The sequence below is a fragment of the Georgenia sp. Z2081 genome (assembly GCF_055326445.1).
This window is the reverse complement of record NZ_JBUZNK010000011.1, coordinates 17813-36435: the sequence shown is the minus strand read 5'-3', so window position 1 is coordinate 36435 and position 18623 is coordinate 17813. Positions and strand designations below refer to the sequence as shown.

15 protein-coding genes, 1 tRNA gene and 1 riboswitch are annotated in these 18623 nt (G+C 75.2%); of the genes, 8 read left to right on the top strand and 8 right to left on the bottom strand.

Features of this window, described 5'->3' with window-relative positions:
• Window positions 1-69 precede the first annotated feature (69 nt).
• Window positions 70-1176: a phosphoserine transaminase gene (gene serC, locus ACZLKG_RS13670; RefSeq protein ID WP_463649051.1), complete on the bottom strand. Its 1107-nt coding sequence runs from the start codon at window positions 1174-1176 to the stop codon at window positions 70-72.
• 168 nt (window positions 1177-1344) lie between these two features.
• Here serC and ACZLKG_RS13665 point away from each other — a divergent pair, with 168 nt between their 5' ends.
• The 4 genes from ACZLKG_RS13665 to ACZLKG_RS13650 all read left to right on the top strand — a co-directional run bounded on the left by ACZLKG_RS13665 (window position 1345) and on the right by ACZLKG_RS13650 (window position 5209).
• The gene (locus tag ACZLKG_RS13665) at window positions 1345-2022 is read left to right on the top strand and encodes a metal-dependent transcriptional regulator (protein WP_425708123.1); all 678 of its coding nucleotides are present in this window, start codon (window positions 1345-1347) and stop codon (window positions 2020-2022) included.
• 391 nt (window positions 2023-2413) lie between these two features.
• Window positions 2414-2539: riboswitch (cyclic di-AMP (ydaO/yuaA leader) on the top strand.
• Window positions 2540-2563: 24 nt separating this feature from the next.
• Window positions 2564-3343 (top strand): C40 family peptidase, encoded by a 780-nt coding sequence (locus ACZLKG_RS13660; RefSeq protein WP_425708124.1) that lies wholly within the window; start codon window positions 2564-2566, stop codon window positions 3341-3343.
• 3 nt (window positions 3344-3346) lie between these two features.
• Window positions 3347-4147, top strand: a complete 801-nt coding sequence (locus ACZLKG_RS13655; RefSeq protein ID WP_425708125.1) for a C40 family peptidase — start codon at window positions 3347-3349, stop codon at window positions 4145-4147.
• Window positions 4148-4306: 159 nt separating this feature from the next.
• Complete coding sequence (locus tag ACZLKG_RS13650; RefSeq protein ID WP_425708126.1) at window positions 4307-5209, top strand: universal stress protein; 903 nt, start codon at window positions 4307-4309, stop codon at window positions 5207-5209.
• Between the two features lie 39 nt (window positions 5210-5248).
• Here ACZLKG_RS13650 and rocD read toward each other — a convergent pair whose 3' ends face one another.
• Together rocD and ACZLKG_RS13640 are read right to left on the bottom strand one after the other, a co-directional pair.
• Entirely contained in the window at window positions 5249-6457 is a 1209-nt protein-coding gene (gene rocD, locus ACZLKG_RS13645) for an ornithine--oxo-acid transaminase (protein ID WP_425708143.1), read from the bottom strand.
• Window positions 6454-7029, bottom strand: coding sequence for an SRPBCC family protein (locus ACZLKG_RS13640; protein WP_463649106.1), 576 nt, complete (start codon window positions 7027-7029; stop codon window positions 6454-6456). The genes rocD and ACZLKG_RS13640 overlap by 4 nt, the downstream gene beginning before the upstream one ends.
• 240 nt (window positions 7030-7269) lie before the next feature.
• Here ACZLKG_RS13640 and ACZLKG_RS13635 point away from each other — a divergent pair.
• Window positions 7270-7342 (top strand) — tRNA-Arg (locus ACZLKG_RS13635).
• A gap of 62 nt (window positions 7343-7404) precedes the next feature.
• Here the strand turns inward: ACZLKG_RS13635 and ACZLKG_RS13630 are convergent.
• Together ACZLKG_RS13630 and ACZLKG_RS13625 are read right to left on the bottom strand one after the other, a co-directional pair.
• Window positions 7405-8721: an MFS transporter gene (locus tag ACZLKG_RS13630; protein WP_463649050.1), complete on the bottom strand. Its 1317-nt coding sequence runs from the start codon at window positions 8719-8721 to the stop codon at window positions 7405-7407.
• Complete coding sequence (locus ACZLKG_RS13625) at window positions 8718-9296, bottom strand: ArsR/SmtB family transcription factor (RefSeq protein WP_463649049.1); 579 nt, start codon at window positions 9294-9296, stop codon at window positions 8718-8720. Before ACZLKG_RS13625 ends, ACZLKG_RS13630 begins: the two co-directional genes overlap by 4 nt.
• A gap of 309 nt (window positions 9297-9605) precedes the next feature.
• On the opposite strand from ACZLKG_RS13625, the gene ACZLKG_RS13620 reads away from it, so the two are divergent.
• Together ACZLKG_RS13620 and ACZLKG_RS13615 are read left to right on the top strand one after the other, a co-directional pair.
• On the top strand, window positions 9606-13799 hold the full coding sequence (locus ACZLKG_RS13620) for a DNA helicase (RefSeq protein ID WP_463649048.1): 4194 nt from the start codon (window positions 9606-9608) through the stop codon (window positions 13797-13799).
• Window positions 13796-14005 carry a transcriptional regulator gene (locus tag ACZLKG_RS13615; RefSeq protein ID WP_463649047.1) on the top strand — a complete coding sequence of 70 codons (210 nt, stop codon included), beginning with the start codon at window positions 13796-13798 and terminating at the stop codon, window positions 14003-14005. Before ACZLKG_RS13620 ends, ACZLKG_RS13615 begins: the two co-directional genes overlap by 4 nt.
• 87 nt (window positions 14006-14092) lie before the next feature.
• Here the strand turns inward: ACZLKG_RS13615 and mscL are convergent, their stop codons facing one another.
• The 3 genes from mscL to ACZLKG_RS13600 all read right to left on the bottom strand — a co-directional run bounded on the left by mscL (window position 14093) and on the right by ACZLKG_RS13600 (window position 15670).
• A complete protein-coding gene (mscL, locus tag ACZLKG_RS13610) occupies window positions 14093-14479 on the bottom strand; it encodes a large conductance mechanosensitive channel protein MscL (protein ID WP_425708131.1) in 387 nt (128 codons plus the stop codon).
• Between the two features lie 86 nt (window positions 14480-14565).
• Window positions 14566-15216, bottom strand: a complete 651-nt coding sequence (locus tag ACZLKG_RS13605; protein ID WP_463649046.1) for an SAF domain-containing protein — start codon at window positions 15214-15216, stop codon at window positions 14566-14568.
• Window positions 15217-15313: 97 nt separating this feature from the next.
• On the bottom strand, window positions 15314-15670 hold the full coding sequence (locus tag ACZLKG_RS13600) for an FmdB family zinc ribbon protein (RefSeq protein WP_425708133.1): 357 nt from the start codon (window positions 15668-15670) through the stop codon (window positions 15314-15316).
• Window positions 15671-15798: 128 nt separating this feature from the next.
• Between ACZLKG_RS13600 and ACZLKG_RS13595 the strand changes: the two genes are divergently transcribed.
• On the top strand, window positions 15799-18603 hold the full coding sequence (locus tag ACZLKG_RS13595) for a penicillin acylase family protein (protein WP_463649045.1): 2805 nt from the start codon (window positions 15799-15801) through the stop codon (window positions 18601-18603).
• The last annotated feature ends 20 nt before the right edge of the window (window positions 18604-18623 follow it).

Below are 18623 nucleotides of genomic sequence, written 5' to 3'. Positions count from 1 at the left end.
TCGGCGGGTTCGAACCGCACTCCGGGTGGGTCCGAACCGCACTCTCGGCGGGGAGAACCGGCGGGCTGCTCAGGCGAGGGCCTCGACCACGTGGTCGACGCAGGCCGTCAGCGCCTCGACGTCGGCGAGCGGCACCGCCGGGAAGAGCCCGAACCGCAGCTGGTTCCGACCGAGCTTCCGGTACGGCTCCACGTCGACCACGCCGTGCTCGCGCAGCACGCGCGCGACCTCGCCCGCGTCCACGCCCGCCAGGTCGATCGTCGCGACGACGGGGGAGCGGTAGGGCTCCTCGACGAACGGGGCCGCCCACTCCCGCTGCGCCGCCCACCCGTACACGTGCGTCGCGTTCTCGGCCGAGCGTCCGGCCGACCAGGCGAGGCCGCCGCGCTCGTTCAGCCACTCGATCTGCTCGGCGAGCAGGACGAGCGTGGCCACGGCGGGGGTGTTGACCGTCTGGTCCTTCCGGGAGCTCGCCAGGGCCGCTCCCAGGTCGAGGAAGGCGGGCACCCAGCGGTCTGCGGTCAGCTCCTCGATGCGATCGACCGCGGCGGGGGACAAGGTGGAGACCCACAGCCCGCCGTCGGCGCCGAACACCTTCTGCGGCGCGAAGTAGTAGGCGTCGGTCGCCGCGAGGTCCACCTCGACCGCGCCGGCCGCCGAGGTGGCGTCCACGAGGGTGAGCGCGTCCGGGCCGCCGATCCGCTCGACGGGTGACAGCGCGCCCGTGGAGGTCTCGTTGTGCGGGTACGCGTGGACGTCGGCGCCCTCGACGGCGGACAGGCGGGCGACCGAGCCGGGCTCCGCCTCCACCCGCAGGCTCGGCGCGAGGAACGGAGCCCGGTCGGTGACCGTGGCGAACTTGGCCGAGAACTCGCCGTGCACGGCGTGCTGGGCCCGCTCGCGCACCAGGCAGAAGGCGGCGGCGTCCCAGAACGCCGTGGAGCCGCCGTTGCCGAGGGCGACCTCGTAGCCGTCGGGCAGGTCGAACAGCTCGGCGGTCCCCGCGCGCACGCGCGAGACGAGGTGCTCGACGGGCGCCTGCCGGTGGGAGGTCCCCAGCACGCCGGCGCCGGCCGCGGTCAGCGCCGCCAGCTGGCCCGGCCGCACCCGCGTGGGACCCGAACCGAACCGTCCGTCGGCGGGCAGGAGGTGGGAGGGGATCGTCAGGTCGGCCACCGACCGATCATCGCACCGCCGCCGCGGCCGCCGGGAGGACGTCCGCACCCGCCGCCCGCCGCTCGGCGGCACGCCTCCCGCCTCCGGCCCAGCAGGTAGGCTCGACGTCGTGCCCGGACCGGGCACGCGGGGCAGCGTTCCGCCCCGTCCTCGTGCAGCGGAGAGACCATGAGCGACCTCATCGACACCACCGAGATGTACCTCAAGGCTGTCGTCGAGATGGAGGAGGAGGGCGTCCCGCCGCTCCGGGCGCGCATCGCCGAGCGCCTCGGCCACTCGGGGCCGACCGTCTCCCAGACCGTGGGCCGCATGGAGCGCGACGGTCTGCTCCACCTCAGCCCCTCCCGCGAGGTCGAGCTCACCGAGGTGGGCCGGGACGCCGCCGTGCAGGTCATGCGCCGGCACCGCCTCGCCGAGCGTCTCCTCGTCGACGTCGTCGGGCTCGACTGGGCCTTCGTCCACGAGGAGGCCTGCCGCTGGGAGCACGTGATGTCGGGCCGGGTCGAGGAGCGCCTCGTCGACCTCCTCGGCGACCCGACGACCGACCCGTACGGCAACCCGATCCCCGGGTCCGACGCCCCCGAGCCCCGGCACGGGATGACGTCGCTCGCCGAGGCCACGGCCGAACTCGCGGAGGGCCAGAGCAGCGAGCTCGAGATCGTGCGGATCGGGGAGCCGCTCCAGGTGCACACCGGTCTGCTCGCGGACATGCGCCGCGGCGGGCTCCTGCCCGGCGCACGGATCACCGTGACCCGGCGCGACGACGTGCTCGAGCTCGACGCCGGCCAGGAGCTGGTCCTCGAGATGTCCCCGGCCGACGGCCGGCACCTCGCCGTCGTCGCCTGACCTTTCCCGGCGCGCGCCGCGGCCGGCACGGCCCGGTGGCCGCGCGACGTGCGGACGTCAGGTCACGGGCCGTGCCCGGTTCGTGACCGAACGAGGATCGGCAACAGCAAGGTCACGACCGATGTGGTTCCGTGACCTTCCGGTCCACCCCAAGGGCGGGTCAAGTCCCGCGGCCACGGGCCTGTGGAGAACTCGTGCTCCCGTCGTCTGCCGCGAGATGCTGCGGGAGAGGCCGCCCCACGGCGCGGGGCGTGTCCCGGTCGTGACCTTCCACACAGAGTCGTTACCCAGGTGTGACTTTTGGTCTCGGAATGGTTACTGTCCTACGCGTGCCTCCCGCTGGGGGCGCACCCGGACGGACATCGAGCCCTGTCGCCGCCCCGGGTAGGTGCGAACCACCGCGACAGGGGCGGGGGAACCAGGTAGTACGGCCGGGAGACCGGCCTAGGGGTGAAGTGCGGCCGTCATGGTCGCGCCGGACGCTCTCCGTGTCCGAACCCGACAGCTCACCCCGTAGATGACACCGGAGAGGTCCCCCATCGTGCAGAGCTCCACCCGCCGCGGAACGCTCGCCGCCGTCTCGGCGTCGATCGTCGTCGCGGTCGCCGCGTCGTCGGCGTCAGCATCCCCCGCCCCGGACACCGCCACGGACAAGACCCAGGGCGGCATCGCCACGGTCTCCGACCGCGTGGCCCCGACGAACGCGGCCCTGACGGTCGCCGCCGACGCCGCGTACGACGTCGAGACCGCCAGCGTCTTCGGCACCGCCGAGGCCGCCCCGGCCCCCGAGCCGGAGCCGGCCCCCGAGCCCGAGCCCGAGCCCGTCGTCCGCGAGGACGAGGCCGCCGCCCGCGACACCGAGCGCGAGGCCGTGGCCGAGCAGCCCGCCGAGACCGCCCCGGCCGTCGAGCAGGCGCCCGCCGCCGAGCCGGCCCCGGAGGCCGCCGCCGAGCCCGCGCCGCGGCCCGAGGCCGCGCCGTCGGCCGCCGGCAGCTCGATCGTGGCGATCGCCCGCCAGTACACGGGCGTCCCCTACGTCTGGGGAGGCACCTCGCCGTCGGGCTGGGACTGCTCCGGCTTCACGTCCTACGTCTTCGCCCAGGCCGGTATCACGATCCCGCGCTCCTCGGCCGCCCAGCTCGGCGCCGGCCAGGTCGTCTCGGCCGCCGAGGCCCGCCCCGGCGACCTCGTCTGGTGGCCCGGCCACGTCGGTATCTACACCGGCGACGGCAACCACATCGCGGCCCGCAACCCGGGCACGCCGACCCACGAGTCGCCGATCTACCGCGCGAACCCCACCTACATCCGAGTGGCGGGCTGATCCATGACCACCACGTTCCAGGGTCTCCCCGCGCGCCGCACCGCCCTCGCGGCCGTCTCCGCCTCGATGATCGTCGCGGTCGCCGCGACCTCCGCCGCCGCCGACCCCGCGGTCGAGGCCGGCTCCAAGTCCACCGAGCGCATCTCGCAGGTCTCCGACCGCGTGGTCCCGACGAACGCCGCCCTGACGGTCGCCGCCGACGCCACGTACGACGTCGAGACCGCCAGCGTCTTCGGCACCGCCGACGCTGCCCCGGCCCCCGAGCCGGAGCCGGAGCCGGAGCCGGAGCCGGCCCCCGAGCCGGAGCCGGAGCCCGTCGAGCGCGAGGCGGCCGCGGCCTCCCGGACCGACGAGCGCGCGGAGGCGCCGGAGCCCGCCGTCGAGGAGGCGGCGCCGCAGGCCGAGACCCAGACCGAGGCGGCCACGCAGGCCGCCGCCGAGCCGGCCCCGGCCCCCGCGGCCAGCGCCTCGGGCAGCGCCGCGGTCTCGATCGCCCTCCAGTACCAGGGTGCCCCCTACGTCTGGGGCGGCACGAGCCCGTCCGGCTGGGACTGCATCGGTTTCGTCAGCTACGTCTACCGCCAGCTCGGCCACGAGGTCGGCAGCACGCCCGCCGCCGTGCTCTCCGCCGGCACCCGCGTGCCCGCCTCGCAGGCGCGTCCGGGCGACATCATCTACACGCCCGGCCACGTCGCCATCTACATCGGCGACGGACAGAACATCGGGGCCTGGAACGAGGGCATGGGTACCCGCATCGGGCCGAACTCCTGGCTCGGCGCTCCGACCTACATCCGCGTGGGCTGACGCCCGACGCGAGCCCGACGCTTCGCCCCGTCCCGCCTCGAGCGGGGCGGGGCGCCGTCGTTCCCGGCGTGGCCGCCGGATCGTGACCTTCGTCCGTCCCCCTCGGCCCCGCTGCGCGGCACAATGGGGCCACGCACGCGTCGAGGAAGGGTGAGCGTCATGACACAGGACGTCGTCGTCGGGGTCGACGGTTCGGAGATCAGCCTCGGGGCCCTCGAGTGGGCCGCCGCGGTGGCCAAGGTCCGCGGGCTCGGGCTGCACATCGTCTGCGCCTACCGCCTGCCCAGCTACATCGCGAGCGGCCGGGCAGGGACGGTCGTCATCGACGAGGCGACGGTGCGGGAGGGCGCGCAGGCCGTGGTCGAGGACGCCGCCGCCCGCGTGGCACACCACGGTGTCCCGGTGCGCACGACGGTGGACCCGGGCGACCCCTCGGGCGTGCTCATCGAGCTGTCCAAGGGCGCCCGGGCCGTCGTGTGCGGCACGCGCGGTGGTGGCGGGTTCACCGACCGGCTGCTCGGCGCGGTGCCGTCCGCCGTGCCGGCGCACGCCCACAGCCCGGCCGTGGTCGTCCCCTCGGCCCGGGACGAGCCGTTCGTCCCGATCCGGCGGATCGCCGTCGGGGTCGACGGCTCGCCCGCCGCCCGCCTCGCCGTGACGGTCGCCCTCAACCTGGCGGAGTCCTTCGGCGCCGAGGTGCACGCCGTCGCAGCGGTCCCGCTCACGGCGGGTGCCTCGGCGATGGCCTGGCTGCCCTCGACCGTGGACCACGAGGAGATCCTCGCGGACGTGCGGATGTCGATCGACGAGGTCGTCGACCCGCTGCTCGACGGCCGGGACATCACCGTGCACCGCCGCGCGGTGGACGGGAACCCCGGCGTGGTCCTCGCCGAGATCTCCGAGCAGGTCGACCTCCTCGCGGTCGGCAGCCGGGGCCGCGGCGGTCTCGCCGGTCTCGTGCTGGGCTCCACCTCGCAGGGGGTGCTCTCGCACGCGACCTGCCCGGTGATCGTCACCCCGGCCCGCGTCACGGACGCCGGGCTGACGGCGGACGCCACCTGACCCCGGGCCGCGGTCAGCCGGCGGCCAGCTCGGCGCGGGTCAGCCGGCGGCCAGCTCGCCCAGGGCGCTCTCGAGCGCGTCGAGCGCGGTCTCGAGGTCCGCCGCGTCGATCGTCAGCGGCGGCGAGAGACGCACGGTCCTGCCGTGCGTGTCCTTCGCCAGGACGCCGTGCCGGGCGAGCGCGACGCTCAGGTCGTGGCCGTCCGCCCCCAGGGCCTCCGGGACGTCGATCCCGGCCCACAGGCCGATGCGACGGGCGCCGGCCAGGAGGCCGGTGCCCACCATCGCGTCGAGCCGGGCGCCCATCACCTCGCCGAGCTCGGCCGCCCGCGCCTGGATGCTGCCGTCCTGCAGCAGGTCCACCACGGCGAGCCCCACCGCGCACGCCAACGGGTTGCCGCCGAACGTGGACCCGTGGCTCCCGGGCGTGAGCACGCCGAGCACGTCCGACCGCCCGACGACGGCGCTCACGGGCAGGATCCCGCCGCCGAGCGCCTTGCCGAGCGTGGTGAGGTCCGCCCGCACGCCCTCCAGGTCCTGGGCGAGCGTCGCGCCCGTGCGCCCGAGGCCGGACTGGATCTCGTCGAGCACGAGGAGGGCGCCCGCCCGCTCGGTGATCTCGCGCGCGGCGGTGAGGTAGCCGCGCGGCGGCACGATCACGCCGGCCTCGCCCTGGACGGGCTCGAGGAGCACCGCGACGGTGTCCTCGTCCACGGCGCCGGCCAGCGCGTCGGCGTCGCCGAACGGCACGTGCCGGAACCCCGGGGTCCACGGCCCGTACCCGTCGCGGGCGACCGGGTCCGTGGAGAAGGAGACGATCGTCGTCGTCCGACCGTGGAAGTTGTTCTCGGCGACGACGATGGTCGCGCGGTCCGGCGGCACGCCGCGTACGTGGGCGCCCCACCGCCGTGCCACCTTGATCGCCGACTCCACCGCCTCGGCGCCGGTGTTCATCGGCAGCATCATCTCGGTGCCGGTCAGCGCGGTCAGGGCCGCCGCGAACGGCTCGAGCAGGTCGTGGTCGAAGGCGCGCGAGACCAGCGTGGAGCGGTCGAGCTGCGCCTGTGCCGCGGCGACGAGCGCGGGGTGCCGGTGGCCGAAGTTGAGGGCCGAGTAGCCGGCGAGGAGGTCGAGGTAGCGGCGGCCGTCGTCGCCCTGGACCCACGCCCCCTCGGCCCGGACAAGGCGAACGTCGAGCGGGGCGTAGTTCCGCGCGAGCCGGGAGGCGTCACGGGACACGGCGATCAGCGCTCGGGCGGCCGAGCAGGCACCGGCGCGTCCGGCCGGGAGCCGGTGGCAAGCAGGGCGGCCTCCGGCCCGTCGTCGGGTGGGGGCGTGAGCGCGGCCTCGACCTCGAGCAGCTCGAGGCTGCGCGCGAGCACCTCGGCGGGGATGACCGGCATCGGGGAGCCGATCGACGCCAGGGCGTCGGGGTCGGCGTCGCCCCAGTGGTACGTCAGGCGCGTCAGTGTGCGCGACGACGCCGGGCCCACCGCGGTGAGGTCGTAGCGCCAGCCCCAGCCCAGGGGGCGGTCCGGGGCGTTGACGATCCAGCCGATCGTCCGGCCGGGCACGAAGTCGCTCACGGTGTTGACCGTGACGTAGTGGGGGCCCTCCTGGCCCTGCTGCATGTCCATCGTGAACCGGTCGCCGAGCGCCTCGATCCGTCGCGGGGACCGCGCGCCCCGGAGCATGTCGGTCGCGTCCGCGGCCACGTGCAGTGCCGGGACCGACAGGATCCGCCAGATCGCGTCGATGGGCGCGTCGAGGACGCGTTCGACCACGAGTGCGGTCGCCGTGGTGCGGACGGTTGCGCTCATCGGACCCCCCGATCGTCGTGGCGCGACGTTGCGCCTGTCGTGAACCCTGCCACACGGGTGCGGCTCCCGTCAGTCCGGGCCGCGATGTGGGCGGCGCAGCGGCGGGCCGCCGCGGGGCCGCAACGGACACCCGTGGCGGACCCCGGCGGCGCCGGGCCCGGACCGTCCCGGCGTCGTCCGACTCACAGGAGCGTCGCCGGGGGCGGCGCGGACCCGCGATAAACTGACCGCCACCTCCCCGCCTTCGTAGCTCAGGGGATAGAGCACCGCTCTCCTAAAGCGGGTGTCGGCGGTTCGAATCCGCCCGAGGGCACCGACCCGGTACGCAGCTCGTGCATGCGCCGGGCACGCTCATGTGCGCGCCACCGGAGGCGCCTACCCGAGCGTGCGCGCCGCCGGCGTGCCGGCCTCGCCGGCCGACCCCGCGGTGGGCGTGCGGCCCGCACCCGTCCGCCGTCGGTCCGCAGCCGCTGACGTCGCGGCGCCGACGAGCACGAGGACCACGGTCGTCACGATCAGCCACCGGTAGTCGATCGCGCCGATGATCGCCGCACCGGCCATGGTGGCCAGGGTCTGCGGCAGGTTGAGCACGACGCCGGTCGCGACGGCGACACGCCCCTGCATGCGCGGCGGCGTGAGGCGCTGGCGCAGCGTGACGAAGGCGACGATCTGCCACGGGAGGTTGAGACCGACGACGACGAGACCCGCGCCGACGACGACGAGACCGAGGGCCTGCCCGAGGTGCTCGACGAGCGTGCCGGCGAACACGAGCGCCGACATGCCGACCGCCAGCCCGAGCATGCCGAGGGTGATGGTGCGGCGCTCGCCCAGGCGCTTGATGAGCAGCGCCGCGGTGGTTCCGCCGACGAGGGCGCCGACGCCCTGGATGCTGACGAGCGCGCCGAGCATCTCGGGGTCGACCCGCAGACCCTGCTCCATGACGGGGAAGACAACGACGTTGGACAGGCCGGTGGCCCCGATCGTGATCGCCATGGCGATGGTCAGTGGGCCGAGGGGAGCCGTCCGGGCCACGTGCCGGAAGCCCGCGGTCAGCTCGGCGACGTAGCTCTCCTTCGCCTGCTCGGTCGGCGTCTCGGTGACCTCGAGGCGGGCGAGGAGGACGGCGCTCACCGCGAAGCCGGCCGCGGTGACGGCGACGACCGCCTGCGGTCCCGCTGCCACGTACAGCCCCGTGCCCAGGAGCGGCGAGATCAGGCGGAAGGCCTGGTCCACGGTGCTCAGCAGGGCGTTCCCGCCGGGCAGCTCCTCGTCGTCGAGGAGGTCGCGGACGAGGCCGGACTGCGCGGCTCCCGTGACGTAGCCGGTCGCCCCGTAGAGGAAGGTCACGACGTAGACGAGCCAGACGTCGCGCGGCCCGCCGACGAGCAGAAGACTGAGGATGATCGGGACCATGACGACGTTGGTGAACGCGAGGAGCCGCCTGCGGGAGAAGCGGTCGACGAGCTGGCCGAGCAGCGGTGCGACGAGGGCCGGCAGCCCGAGCGCGGCGAACACGGCGGCCGCCGCGCCGTCGGACCCGGTGAGCTCCTTCACCCAGACGGCGATCATGAGGTAGAGGGCGCTGTCGGCGAGGTTGGTGAACACCCACGCGACGCTCAGCCGGCGGAAGCCGCGGTGGGCCAGGGCGGCCGGCCCTCGGCCCGTTCGAGGTGCGGTGCGCGGCCCGGTCACGACGTCTCCCGGGGTGGGTCGGAGTGGATGGTGGTCGTCAGGTGCACGCGGCGCGCGCCCGCGGGGCGCGTCGCGGGGTCGGTCGTGCGCTCCTCGTACCGGTCGATCAGCGCCATGAGCTGCGTGCGGAGCTCGACCGTCTCCGCGGCGGTGAGCCACACGTCCGCGGTCGACAGGCTCGTCGCGTCGACCCACTCGTCCGGCTCGTGGGGGAGCCGCTCGATCACGGCGGCGAACTGACTGATCCGGCGCCGGAGATTCATGGTGGCCAGCTCGGTGGTGGCGTGCAGGGAGCCGGGGACGTCCGGGCTGGCCTCGGTGCTCAACGAGCGGTGGACGGCTCGCCACGGCTTCTCCCGGCCCCGGGGCTCGGCGCGCTCGACGTAGCCGTACTTCTCGAGCGTGCGCAGGTGGAAGGAGCAGCTCGCCACCGACTCGTCCACGCGTCGGGCGCACTCGGTGGCCGTCGCCTCGCCCAGCTCGTGCAGCACGTCGAGGAGCTCGAGGCGCAGCGGGTGCGCCATGCCTCGGATGCGCTCGGGGTCATGGATCCGCTCGTTGTTCGTGGAGGTCATGAGCCCGAGCCTAGGTGTTAAAGAACTCTTGCGCAAGACATCTTGCGAAATATGTCTTGCGCATTCGTCGGAGGGGTGTGACGCTGGTCCTGCGGAGGGGTGTGATGCCGGTCCTGCAATGGAGGCTTGCGTGGAGCCGTCGGTATCGGCACAATGGGTGTCTGACGGAGCGTGACGCCTGCCCCCCCTGCGCGTCACGCTCCGTTCTTGTGTCCGCACCCGACGCCGTCGTCCGGCAGCCCGCGACACCACCACCTCCCGGCGCCCGTGCTGCGCTCCCCGCGGCGGTGCCCCGCCTACCCTGGAGGAATGACGCCTCCGCCGATCCCGCCCTTCCGCCGCGGCCGGGACAGCGACCGCTCGCGCACGCGGGACGCGGCCCGGGCCGGCGCCGACGACGCGTCCCGCGCGACCCCGGGTCCCGACCGCGTCGACGCGGGCCCGGACGGGGCCCCGGCGACCACCGAGCAGCGCTCCGCCGGCGCCCCGGCCGGTGGGGAGGGGACGGGGACCGGGCCCGGGTACGCGCAGGCCGGGACGCGCAGGTCGAGCAGGACCGCCACCGTGGCCCGCGCCGTCGAGCAGTGGGTCGCCGACCTCACCGCGCTCGGTGCCGAGGGGCTGGGCGACGACGACGACCTCGGCGAGGCCGTCCTCGATCTCACCCACGCGCACCCCGGAGGTACCGCGCAGCTCTACGCCGGCCGGCCCACGCGCCTGTCGAACCTCGTGCGGGAGCGACAGGCCTCCGCGGCGGCCCACCAGCACGCGCGGGGCGTGCGCGCCCGCGCGGAGGACCTCGCCCAGCGGTTCGGCGTGGCCCCGACCTACCTCGCCACCGGCGTCGCCACCTGGTCGGCGCTCCCGCCGCCGGTCGTCGACGGCGTTGAGCACGACGCCGACCTCGACCCGGCGGCGTCGCCGGCCGGTCGACGCCCCGACGAGAGCGTCGAGGCCCCCCTGGCCCGCACGATCCGCACGCCCGTCTTCCTTCGGGGCGTCCGCCTCCAGCCCGTCTCCGCCGACGGCGAGGTCGAGCTGACCCTCGAGCGCACCGTCGAGCTCAACCCGGTGCTCGCCCGCGCCCTGACCGAGGCCGGGCTGCCCGGCGACGTCGCCGACCACCTCGCGCCCCTCGGTCCGGCCTCCAGCCAGCGCGAGGCGCTCCCCGGCCTCACCGAGCTCGCCGCGCAGTACCTGCCCGGTCTCGAGATCGAGGACCGCGTCGTCGTCGGGACGTTCCTGCATCCCGGGCAGGTCGCCGTCGAGGACCTCAAGGCGATGGTCCCCCACCTGGCGGCGTCCGACGTCGTGGCGGCCCTGGCGGGCGACCTCGAGGCGCGCGACCGGCTGGCGATCTTCCCACCGCCGGACGACGGCACCGACCCCGACCCGGACGAGGAGCGCGCCGTCGGCGACGTCGAGGTGGCGGGGGAGCGCGCCGTCCGGCTCGTCACGCAGGGCTACCAGCTCGTCGTCGACGCGCCCCCCGGGTCCGACGACGTCGGGGTGGTCGCCGCGATCCTCGCCGCCTCGGCGGCCGACGGCCGGACCGTCACCTACGTCCCGGGCGACCGCCGCACGGGCCGGTCGACCGTCGCCCACCTCCACGAGCTCGGCCTCGGCGAGCTCGTGCTCGACCTGCGTGCCGACGGGGGGTGGCGGGAGGAGGCCTCCCGGTCGGTCCGGCGCGGGATGGAGGCGCCCGCGGTCGTCGTCGACGAGACGTCGGTCGCCCGCACCCGTGAGGAGCTGCGCGCCACGCGCGCGGTCGTGCGCGAGCAGCTCGACTCCCTGCACCGCCGCCACGAGGGCTGGGGCGTCTCCCTGTTCGACGCTCTGCAGGCGCTCGCCCGCCTCACCGCACGCACCCCGGGGCCGCGCACGGGTGCCCGCATCTCCGGCGAGGACCTGCGTGCCCTGCGCGGCGACGCCCGGTCCGGCGCCGCCGCCCGGCTCTCGAGGGCCGCGGCGCTGGGGGCGTTCACGCTGCGACCCTCGAGCACCCCCTGGTACGGCTCGCGGCTGACGACCAACAAGCAGGCGGCCGACGCCCTCGAGCGCGTTCAGCGTCTCACTCGTGTGGAGCTGCCCGCGGTGGACGACCTCGTCCAGAGCACCGCCGTGCAGACCGGGCTCAGGCAGGCCACCACCCTGCGGGAATGGCGCGAGCAGCTCGCGATGCTCGACGGCGTCGCCGACGCGCTCGACGTGTTCCTCCCGCAGATCTTCGAGCACTCGGCCGCCGACATGGTGGCGGCGACCGCGCCGCGGCAGGCGCGGCGCACCCAGGAGATCGAGATGTCGGCCGGGATGCGTCGCCGCCTCGCGCGGCAGGCGCGCGACCTCGTCCGGCCCGGTCGGTCGGTCGCGGACCTGCACGCCGAGCTGCTGCGCGTGCAGGAGCAGCGCGAGATCTGGCGCCGGCACTCCACCGGCGGCGGCTGGCCCCGGCTGCCGGACGGCCTCGCGGACGTCCGCGAGCTCGAGCGTGAGACGAGCGAGGACGTGGCCGCGCTCGGCTCGCTGCTCGCACGCCACGAGGAGGACGAGGCGCTCGAGGACCTGCCGCTGGCCGAGCTGCGCCGCCGCGTCGATGCGCTGGAGGCCGACACGACGGCGCTGCGCACCCTGCCGGAGCGGACCCGACTGATCGACGAGCTGCGGGCCGAGGGCCTCGGCGAGCTCGTCGACGACCTCGCCGAGCGTGCCGTGCCGGACGACCTCGTCGCCGACGAGCTCGACCTCGCCTGGTGGAGCTCCGTCCTCGAGCAGGTGCTCGCCGACGAGCCGGCGCTCGCGGGCCGGGACCCCGCCGCGCTCACGGCGGACCTCGCCGATCTCGAACGGCGCGAGGCCGAGCAGCGCGCCACGCTGGTGCCCGCCGTGCGCTCCGCCGCGGCCACGCGCCTGCGCCGCGCCGTGCGCACCCACCGCACCCAGGCCGCCCACCTGTGGGAGCAGCTCGCCGCGGACCGCGGCGCCACGCTCGGGCGCGCCCTCGCGGAGCACCCCGAGGTCGCGCCGACGATCCGTCCCGTCCGGGCCGCAGCTCCGCTCCTGGTCGCCCAGACCATCCCGCCGGGGCCCACGGTCGACCTCGTCGTCCTCCACGGCACCGAGCAGCTGCCGCTCGCCCAGGCCGTCTCCGTGGCCGGGCGCGCCCGGCAGGTCGTCGTTGTGGGCGACACCCGGCGCTACGAGGGCGGCGCCACGCACGCGCTGGCCGAGGTGCTGCCCGCCGTGGAGCTGCCCGCCGTGCGCGGCCCGCTGGTCCCCGGAGCGGCCCTGCTGCTCGCCGCCCACGGGTACGAGTCGGTGGTTGCCCCCGTCCCGTCCGTGCGCACGGACGGGGGTGTCCGGCTCGAGCTCGTCGAGGGGTACGGCACGCCCGCGCCCGGCTCCGAGGTGGTCGAGAGCGTCGACGCCGAGGTCCGTGGCGTCGTCGACGTCGTCCGCCGCGAGGTGCACGCCGCGCCGCTGGCATCGGTCGCGGTGGTCACGCCCTCCCCGCGCCACGCCTCCCGCCTGCGCGAGGCGCTCGCCCACGCCGCCGCCGACGACCCGGCGCTGGAGGCAGCCCTGGACCCTCGGCTCGTCGAGCCGCTCGTCGTCGCGGACCTGGCCGACGCGGGCGGGCTGCGCCGCGACGTCGTGGTGCTCTCGGTCGGGTTCGGTGCGAACGCACACGGCCGGTTCATCCACCGCTTCGGCGACCTCTCGGGCCCGGACGGGCGTACCCGCATGGTGACCGCGCTCGCCGCGCCCCGCGAGTCCCTCGTGGTGGTCTCGACGATCGCTCCCGGAGCGATCGACCGCGCGCGCGTGCACCACGAGGGCGCGCACATGCTCGCCGAGCTGCTCGAGCTCGCGGGCGGCGACGCCCAGGGGCCGGACCCTGCTGCGACGGGCGACGCCTCGGTAGGCGACGTCGCGGAGGTCGACGCCTCGTCGGGCGATGCCGCGGTGGACGACGCCTCGGTGGACGACGCCTCGGGGGGTGGCGACGACGAGATCCTCGGTGACCTCGTGCGGCGGCTGCGCACGCTCGGCATCGTCGTCGAGGAGGGCCTCCGCGGTGCGGTGGACGTCCCCGTCGCGCTCGGTCACCCGGACCTGCCCGGCCAGCGCCTCGTCGCCGTGCTCACCGACGCCGGCGAGGACGCGGGGGAGCACAGCCTGCGCCGCCGGCTCGACCGCGGGGCGGTGCTCGCACGCGCGGGGTGGCGGGTCGAGCGCGCGTTCACCGTGTCCGTCTTCCTCGACCCCCAGGCCGAGGCTCACCGGCTCCGTCGCGTCGTGCTCGACGAGGTCGAGGCTCGTCGCGGCGCGTCGGGCGTCCAGCCGCCGGTCCCCGACGACGCCCACCTCCCGCCCGCCACCGAGGCGGAGTCGGGACCGGTGGTCCGCCCGCACGAGGAGCCGGACGCGGCGACGGGCGAAGCAACAGGCGAGGCGCCGGACGGAGTGCCGGACGCCGCGCCGGACGGGACCGGGCGGTGAGCGGACGCCGGCGGCGCGTCATCGCGCTCTCGGCGGCGGACCGGCGTCGCCTGGAGTCCGGGGAGATCGCGCACGCGGAGGACGCGCTCGGCGCGCCCGAGCCGGACCTCGACGACGCGCCCTCCGCGGGTACGGCATCGCCGGGCCCGTCGCGCGCGGACGCCGATCTCCTGCGGGAGATCCCCCCGCACTTCGGCCGGATCTGAGCGCCGACGCGAACGGCCCACCAGCCCGGGCGGCGGGGCGGTGGGCCGTTCGTCGGTGCGGCCGGTGGGCGGCCGCGACCGAGCAGGTCAGGCGCTGCGGGTGCGCAGGAGGTCGCGGATCTCCTCGAGGACGAGCACGTCGTCGGCCTTCTCCTCCGGCTCCTCCTCGTCGGTCTTGCGGCGCTCGGCGAGCTTGTTCATCGGCATGACCACCGCGAAGTACAGCGCGGCGGCGATGAGCAGGAAGTTGACGAGCGCGGTGACGATCGTGCCGGGCGAGATGGTGGCGCCGTTGACGACGAACTGGCCGATGGTGTCGAAGTTCGGCTCGCCGAAGATCGCGCCGATGAGCGGCAGGAGCACGCTGTCGGTGATGGCCGTGACGATCGGCGTGAACGCACCGCCGATGATGATGCCGACCGCCATGTCGATGGCGTTGCCGCGGGAGATGAACTCCTTGAATCCGTTGAGCATGCTGACCTCCGAGGATCTGCGCTGGTAGGGCTGGGGGGAACGCGAACGTGGCGGCGGGTGGCGCCAGGCCCACGCAGGCCCCCTGGTCAGCTCGGTCCGAGCACGACGCTCAACGGGGTCCACGCACTTGAGCCAACGAGGACAGTAGCGGCGTCAGGGCTTGCAGAAACATACATTCGGGTGATGTCGGTCTCGCCGGACGCCAGAAGACCGCTCTCCTCCTCCTCGACGGCGCCCAGGACGAGCACCTGCTCGGCGACGGTCCGTGCCGGTCCGCCGTCGGCGGGCGGGGCGAGGAGCGAGACCCGTAGCCCGGCCTCGGCGAGATGCGCGCTGCCGTCGTCGGCGATCCGGACCGCGACCACGACCTCGCCGGGCGCCGCCGAGACGCTCGCGCCGGCGAGCATGCCCTCCCCCAGGACGGTGCCCTCGGCCAGGCGCACGGCGAGCGGTCGGCCGACGACCACGTCGGGATCGTGCAGCGCGTCGGCCGGGATGTCCCCGTCGGGCAGGTCCAGGGCCTCGAGGTCGCCCGCCTCGACCACGTGACCGGCGGGCAGGTCGGTGCCCAGGGCGACCACGGAGGTGGTGGGGGGCGGCTCGGGCCTCAGCTCCCCGACGACGACGGAGACGGCGCCGGCCAGGCAGACGGCGGCGACGGCGTGGCGCCAGCGCCACGCACCCCGCCGCAGTCGGGCCCCGGCGCTGCGCGAGGGTGGGGAGGCGGCTCTCGGCATGCCCCGACGCTAGGAGCCGCCCGCCGCGCCGCGAGCGCGCACGATCAGGACCTGTGGACGGCCGGTCCTGGCGCGCGGCTGTGCGCCGGGGGAGTGGTCAGGCGGCGGAGCCCGACGAGGCCGAGCTCGTGGCGGACGCCTTGGCCCCCGAGCCGCTGCCGGCGGAGGTCGAGGCCGACGCGGCGGGCGCCGCCGTCGAGGGCGCGGACCCGGTGTCGGACGAGCCGGAGGTGGCCGCGGCCGACGAGGACGTCCCGGAGGCGGACGAGCCGGAGCCGGAACGGGAGTCGGTGCGGTAGAAGCCCGAGCCCTTGAACACGACGCCCACCGAGCTGAAGAGCTTGCGGAGGTTCCCGCCGCACTCGGGGCAGATGGTCAGGGCGTCGTCCGAGAAGGACTGCTTCGCCTCGAGCTCGTGGCTGCACATCGTGCAGCGGTAGGCGTACGTGGGCACCTGCTGGACCTCCGGTCTCGTGGGGCGTGGTTAGCAGTCCGCCCGATCGAGTGCCAATGCTAGCGCCGGGGGTCGACTCGCGCAGTGACCTGCGTCGCCGAAGGAGGGGCGCACCATACGCTCGTGCGGTGGCAGCACGATCCTCGACCTCCCGGTGGCGCACGGCGCTCGTCAGCATCCTCGTCGTCGCGCTCGTGCTGTCCGTGGCGCTGGTCGCGGTCGTGACGTTCCTCGTCCGTCGCCCGCTGCCGGACCACGGGGGCGAGCAGCGCGTCCCCGGCCTGACCGGCGAGGTGGAGGTCCTGCGGGACGAGCGCGGTGTGCCGCACCTGTACGCCGAGACCGACGCCGACCTGATGGCCGGGCTCGGGTTCGTCCACGCCCAGGACCGGTTCTTCGAGATGGACTACCGACGGCACGTGACGTCGGGCCGCCTGGCGGAGCTGGTGGGGGACGTGCCCGCCGCCGTCGACGCCGACATGGTCGTGCGCACGATGGGCTGGCGCGACGTCGCGGAGCAGGAGTGGGAGCTGCTGAGCGAGGAGTCCCGGGCCCTGTACTCCGCCTACGCCGACGGCGTGAACGCCTACGTCGAGGACCGTGAGGCCTCCCGGCTCGGCCTGGAGTACACCGTGCTGTCCCTGAGCACCGACGTCGAGGACGTCGAGCCCTGGAGCGGCGTCGACTCCCTCGCCTGGCTCAAGGCCATGGCGTGGGACCTGCGCGGGAACTACGACGACGAGGTCGCCCGCGCCTCCGCCCTGCGCCCGATGTTCGGCGACGTCGAGGTGGTCGACGGCCTGTTCCCGGACTACCCCGCCGACGAGCACACGCCGATCCTTCCCGAGGGCGGCGACGCCACCGAGTCTGCGTCCGACGCACCGGGGGCGGGGGAGAGCCCGTCCGACGCGCCCGCCGACGAGGCACCCACCGACGGCGCCGACGCGACCGACGCAGACACCGACGCCGATACTGACGCGTCCGGCCGGTCCGGCAGCGACCTTCCGCCCGGCAGCGACCTTCCGCCCGGCACCGTCGGCGCGGACCCGCTGGCCGGCACGACCGGCCCGTCGACGCCGCTGTCGGCGTACCGGGCCGGTGCCGCCGTCGTCAGCGCCGGGTCCGCCCTGGACGCGGTGCCCGTGCTGCTCGGGGAGGGCGACGGCATCGGGTCGAACTCGTTCGTCGTGTCCGGCGAGCACACGGCCACCGGCGAGCCGATCCTCGCCAACGACCCGCACCTGGGCCTCGAGCAGCCCAACCTCTGGTACCAGGTCGGCCTGCACTGCGTGGAGCTCACCGCCGACTGCACGTTCGACGTCACCGGCTTCTCGTTCGCCGGGATGCCCGGCGTCATCATCGGCCACAACGACCAGCTCGCCTGGGGCCTGACGAACCTCGGCGCCGACGTCATGGACCTCACCCTCGAGCGGACGTTCTCCGACGGCACGTACCTGCGCGGCGAGGATCGCCTGGCGCTGGAGCGGCGCACCGAGACGATCCTCGTCGACGGCGGAGACCCGGTGACCCTCGAGGTCCTGTCCACCGAGGCGGGCCCGATCGTCTCCGACGTGCTGGGCGAGGCACGTGCCGCCGCCGGGGTCCCCGTGCCCGAGGGCTCCCCCGAGGCGCACTTCGAGGGCTACTCGGTGGCCCTGCAGTGGACCGCGCTCACCCCGGGCCGGACGGGCGACGCGGTGTTCGCCCTCAACCGGGCGCAGGACGCCGAGGACGTGGCCGCGGCCGCCGAGCTGTTCGAGGTCCCGAGCCAGAACATCGTCTTCGCCACCGCCGACGGGGACATCGGCTACCAGGCGCCCGGACGGATCCCCGTGCGCGGAGAGGTTCCCGAGGGCGACCTGCCGGCCGACGGCTCCTGGCCGCGCCCCGGCTGGGACGAGCGCTACGACTGGCAGGGATACGTGGACCCGGCGGACATGCCGGCGGCCCTCAACCCCGAGGAGGGGTTCGTCGTCGCGGCGAACCAGGCCGTCCAGCCTCTCGAGGCGGACCCGTTCCTCACCGGCGACTACGACGCCGGCTACCGGTCCGAGCGCATCCGCACCCTCCTCGAGGAACGGATCGCGCAGGGGGAGCCGCTCACCGTGGACGGGGCGAACGAGATCATGCTCGACGACGCCAGCCCGTTCGGCGAGGTCGTCGTGCCCTACCTCCTCGAGGTCGACGTCACCGACCCGTTCGTGCTCGAGGCCATCGACCTCCTCGAGAGCTGGGCGGAGGAGGGGTACCCGAACGACGTCGACTCCGCCGGGGCGGCCTACTTCAACGCCGTGTGGGTCGAGATCCTGTCGATGACGCTCGGGGACGAGCTCCCCGACGCCCAGGCGCCGGACGGCGGAGCGCGGTGGCTCCTGGTGCTCGAGCAGATGCTCGCCGAGCCCTCCGCCCGGCACTGGGACGACCGCACGACCGTCAACGTCGTCGAGACCCGGGACGAGATCCTCGGCGAGGCGCTCGTCGAGGGCCGCCACCAGCTGACCGCGCGCCTCGGCAAGGACCCGACGACGTGGCGGTGGGGCGACCTGCACACGTTCGCCCCGCAGCACCCCGTGCTCGGCGGCGACGGCGTGCCCGGGCTCGTGCGCCGGTACGTCAACCCCGAACCGGTCGGCGTGCCGGGCGGCTCGGCGGTCGTCAACGCGACGAGCTACAGCGCCTCCGCGCGCGACGAGTACGGCCGCCCCAGCTACCAGGTGACCGCGGGGCCGTCCATGCGGATGGTCGTCGACATGGCCGACCTCGACGCCTCGACGTGGGTGACGACCTCCGGGACGAGCGGTCACCCGGCCTCGGGCCACTACACGGACCAGGCGCAGGCGTGGGCCGAGGGAGAGACGTTCCCGTGGGCGTTCAGCCGGGCCGCGGTCGAGGACGCCCAGGAGGAGCGCCTCGTCCTGACCCCGGGCGGCTGAGGGGCCCCGCGCGGGCAGCC

Bases quoted from the DNA above. Each gene is read 5' to 3' on its own strand.
- ACZLKG_RS13665 (WP_425708123.1), top strand. From the start codon at position 1,345: ATGAGCGACCTCATCGACACCACCGAGATGTACCTCAAGGCTGTCGTC.
- ACZLKG_RS13655 (WP_425708125.1), top strand. From the start codon at position 3,347: ATGACCACCACGTTCCAGGGTCTCCCCGCGCGCCGCACCGCCCTCGCG.
- ACZLKG_RS13650 (WP_425708126.1), top strand. From the start codon at position 4,307: ATGACACAGGACGTCGTCGTCGGGGTCGACGGTTCGGAGATCAGCCTC.
- ACZLKG_RS13640 (WP_463649106.1), bottom strand. From the start codon at position 7,029: ATGAGCGCAACCGTCCGCACCACGGCGACCGCACTCGTGGTCGAACGC.
- ACZLKG_RS13625 (WP_463649049.1), bottom strand. From the start codon at position 9,296: ATGACCTCCACGAACAACGAGCGGATCCATGACCCCGAGCGCATCCGA.
- ACZLKG_RS13620 (WP_463649048.1), top strand. From the start codon at position 9,606: ATGACGCCTCCGCCGATCCCGCCCTTCCGCCGCGGCCGGGACAGCGAC.
- mscL (WP_425708131.1), bottom strand. From the start codon at position 14,479: ATGCTCAACGGATTCAAGGAGTTCATCTCCCGCGGCAACGCCATCGAC.
- ACZLKG_RS13605 (WP_463649046.1), bottom strand. From the start codon at position 15,216: ATGCCGAGAGCCGCCTCCCCACCCTCGCGCAGCGCCGGGGCCCGACTG.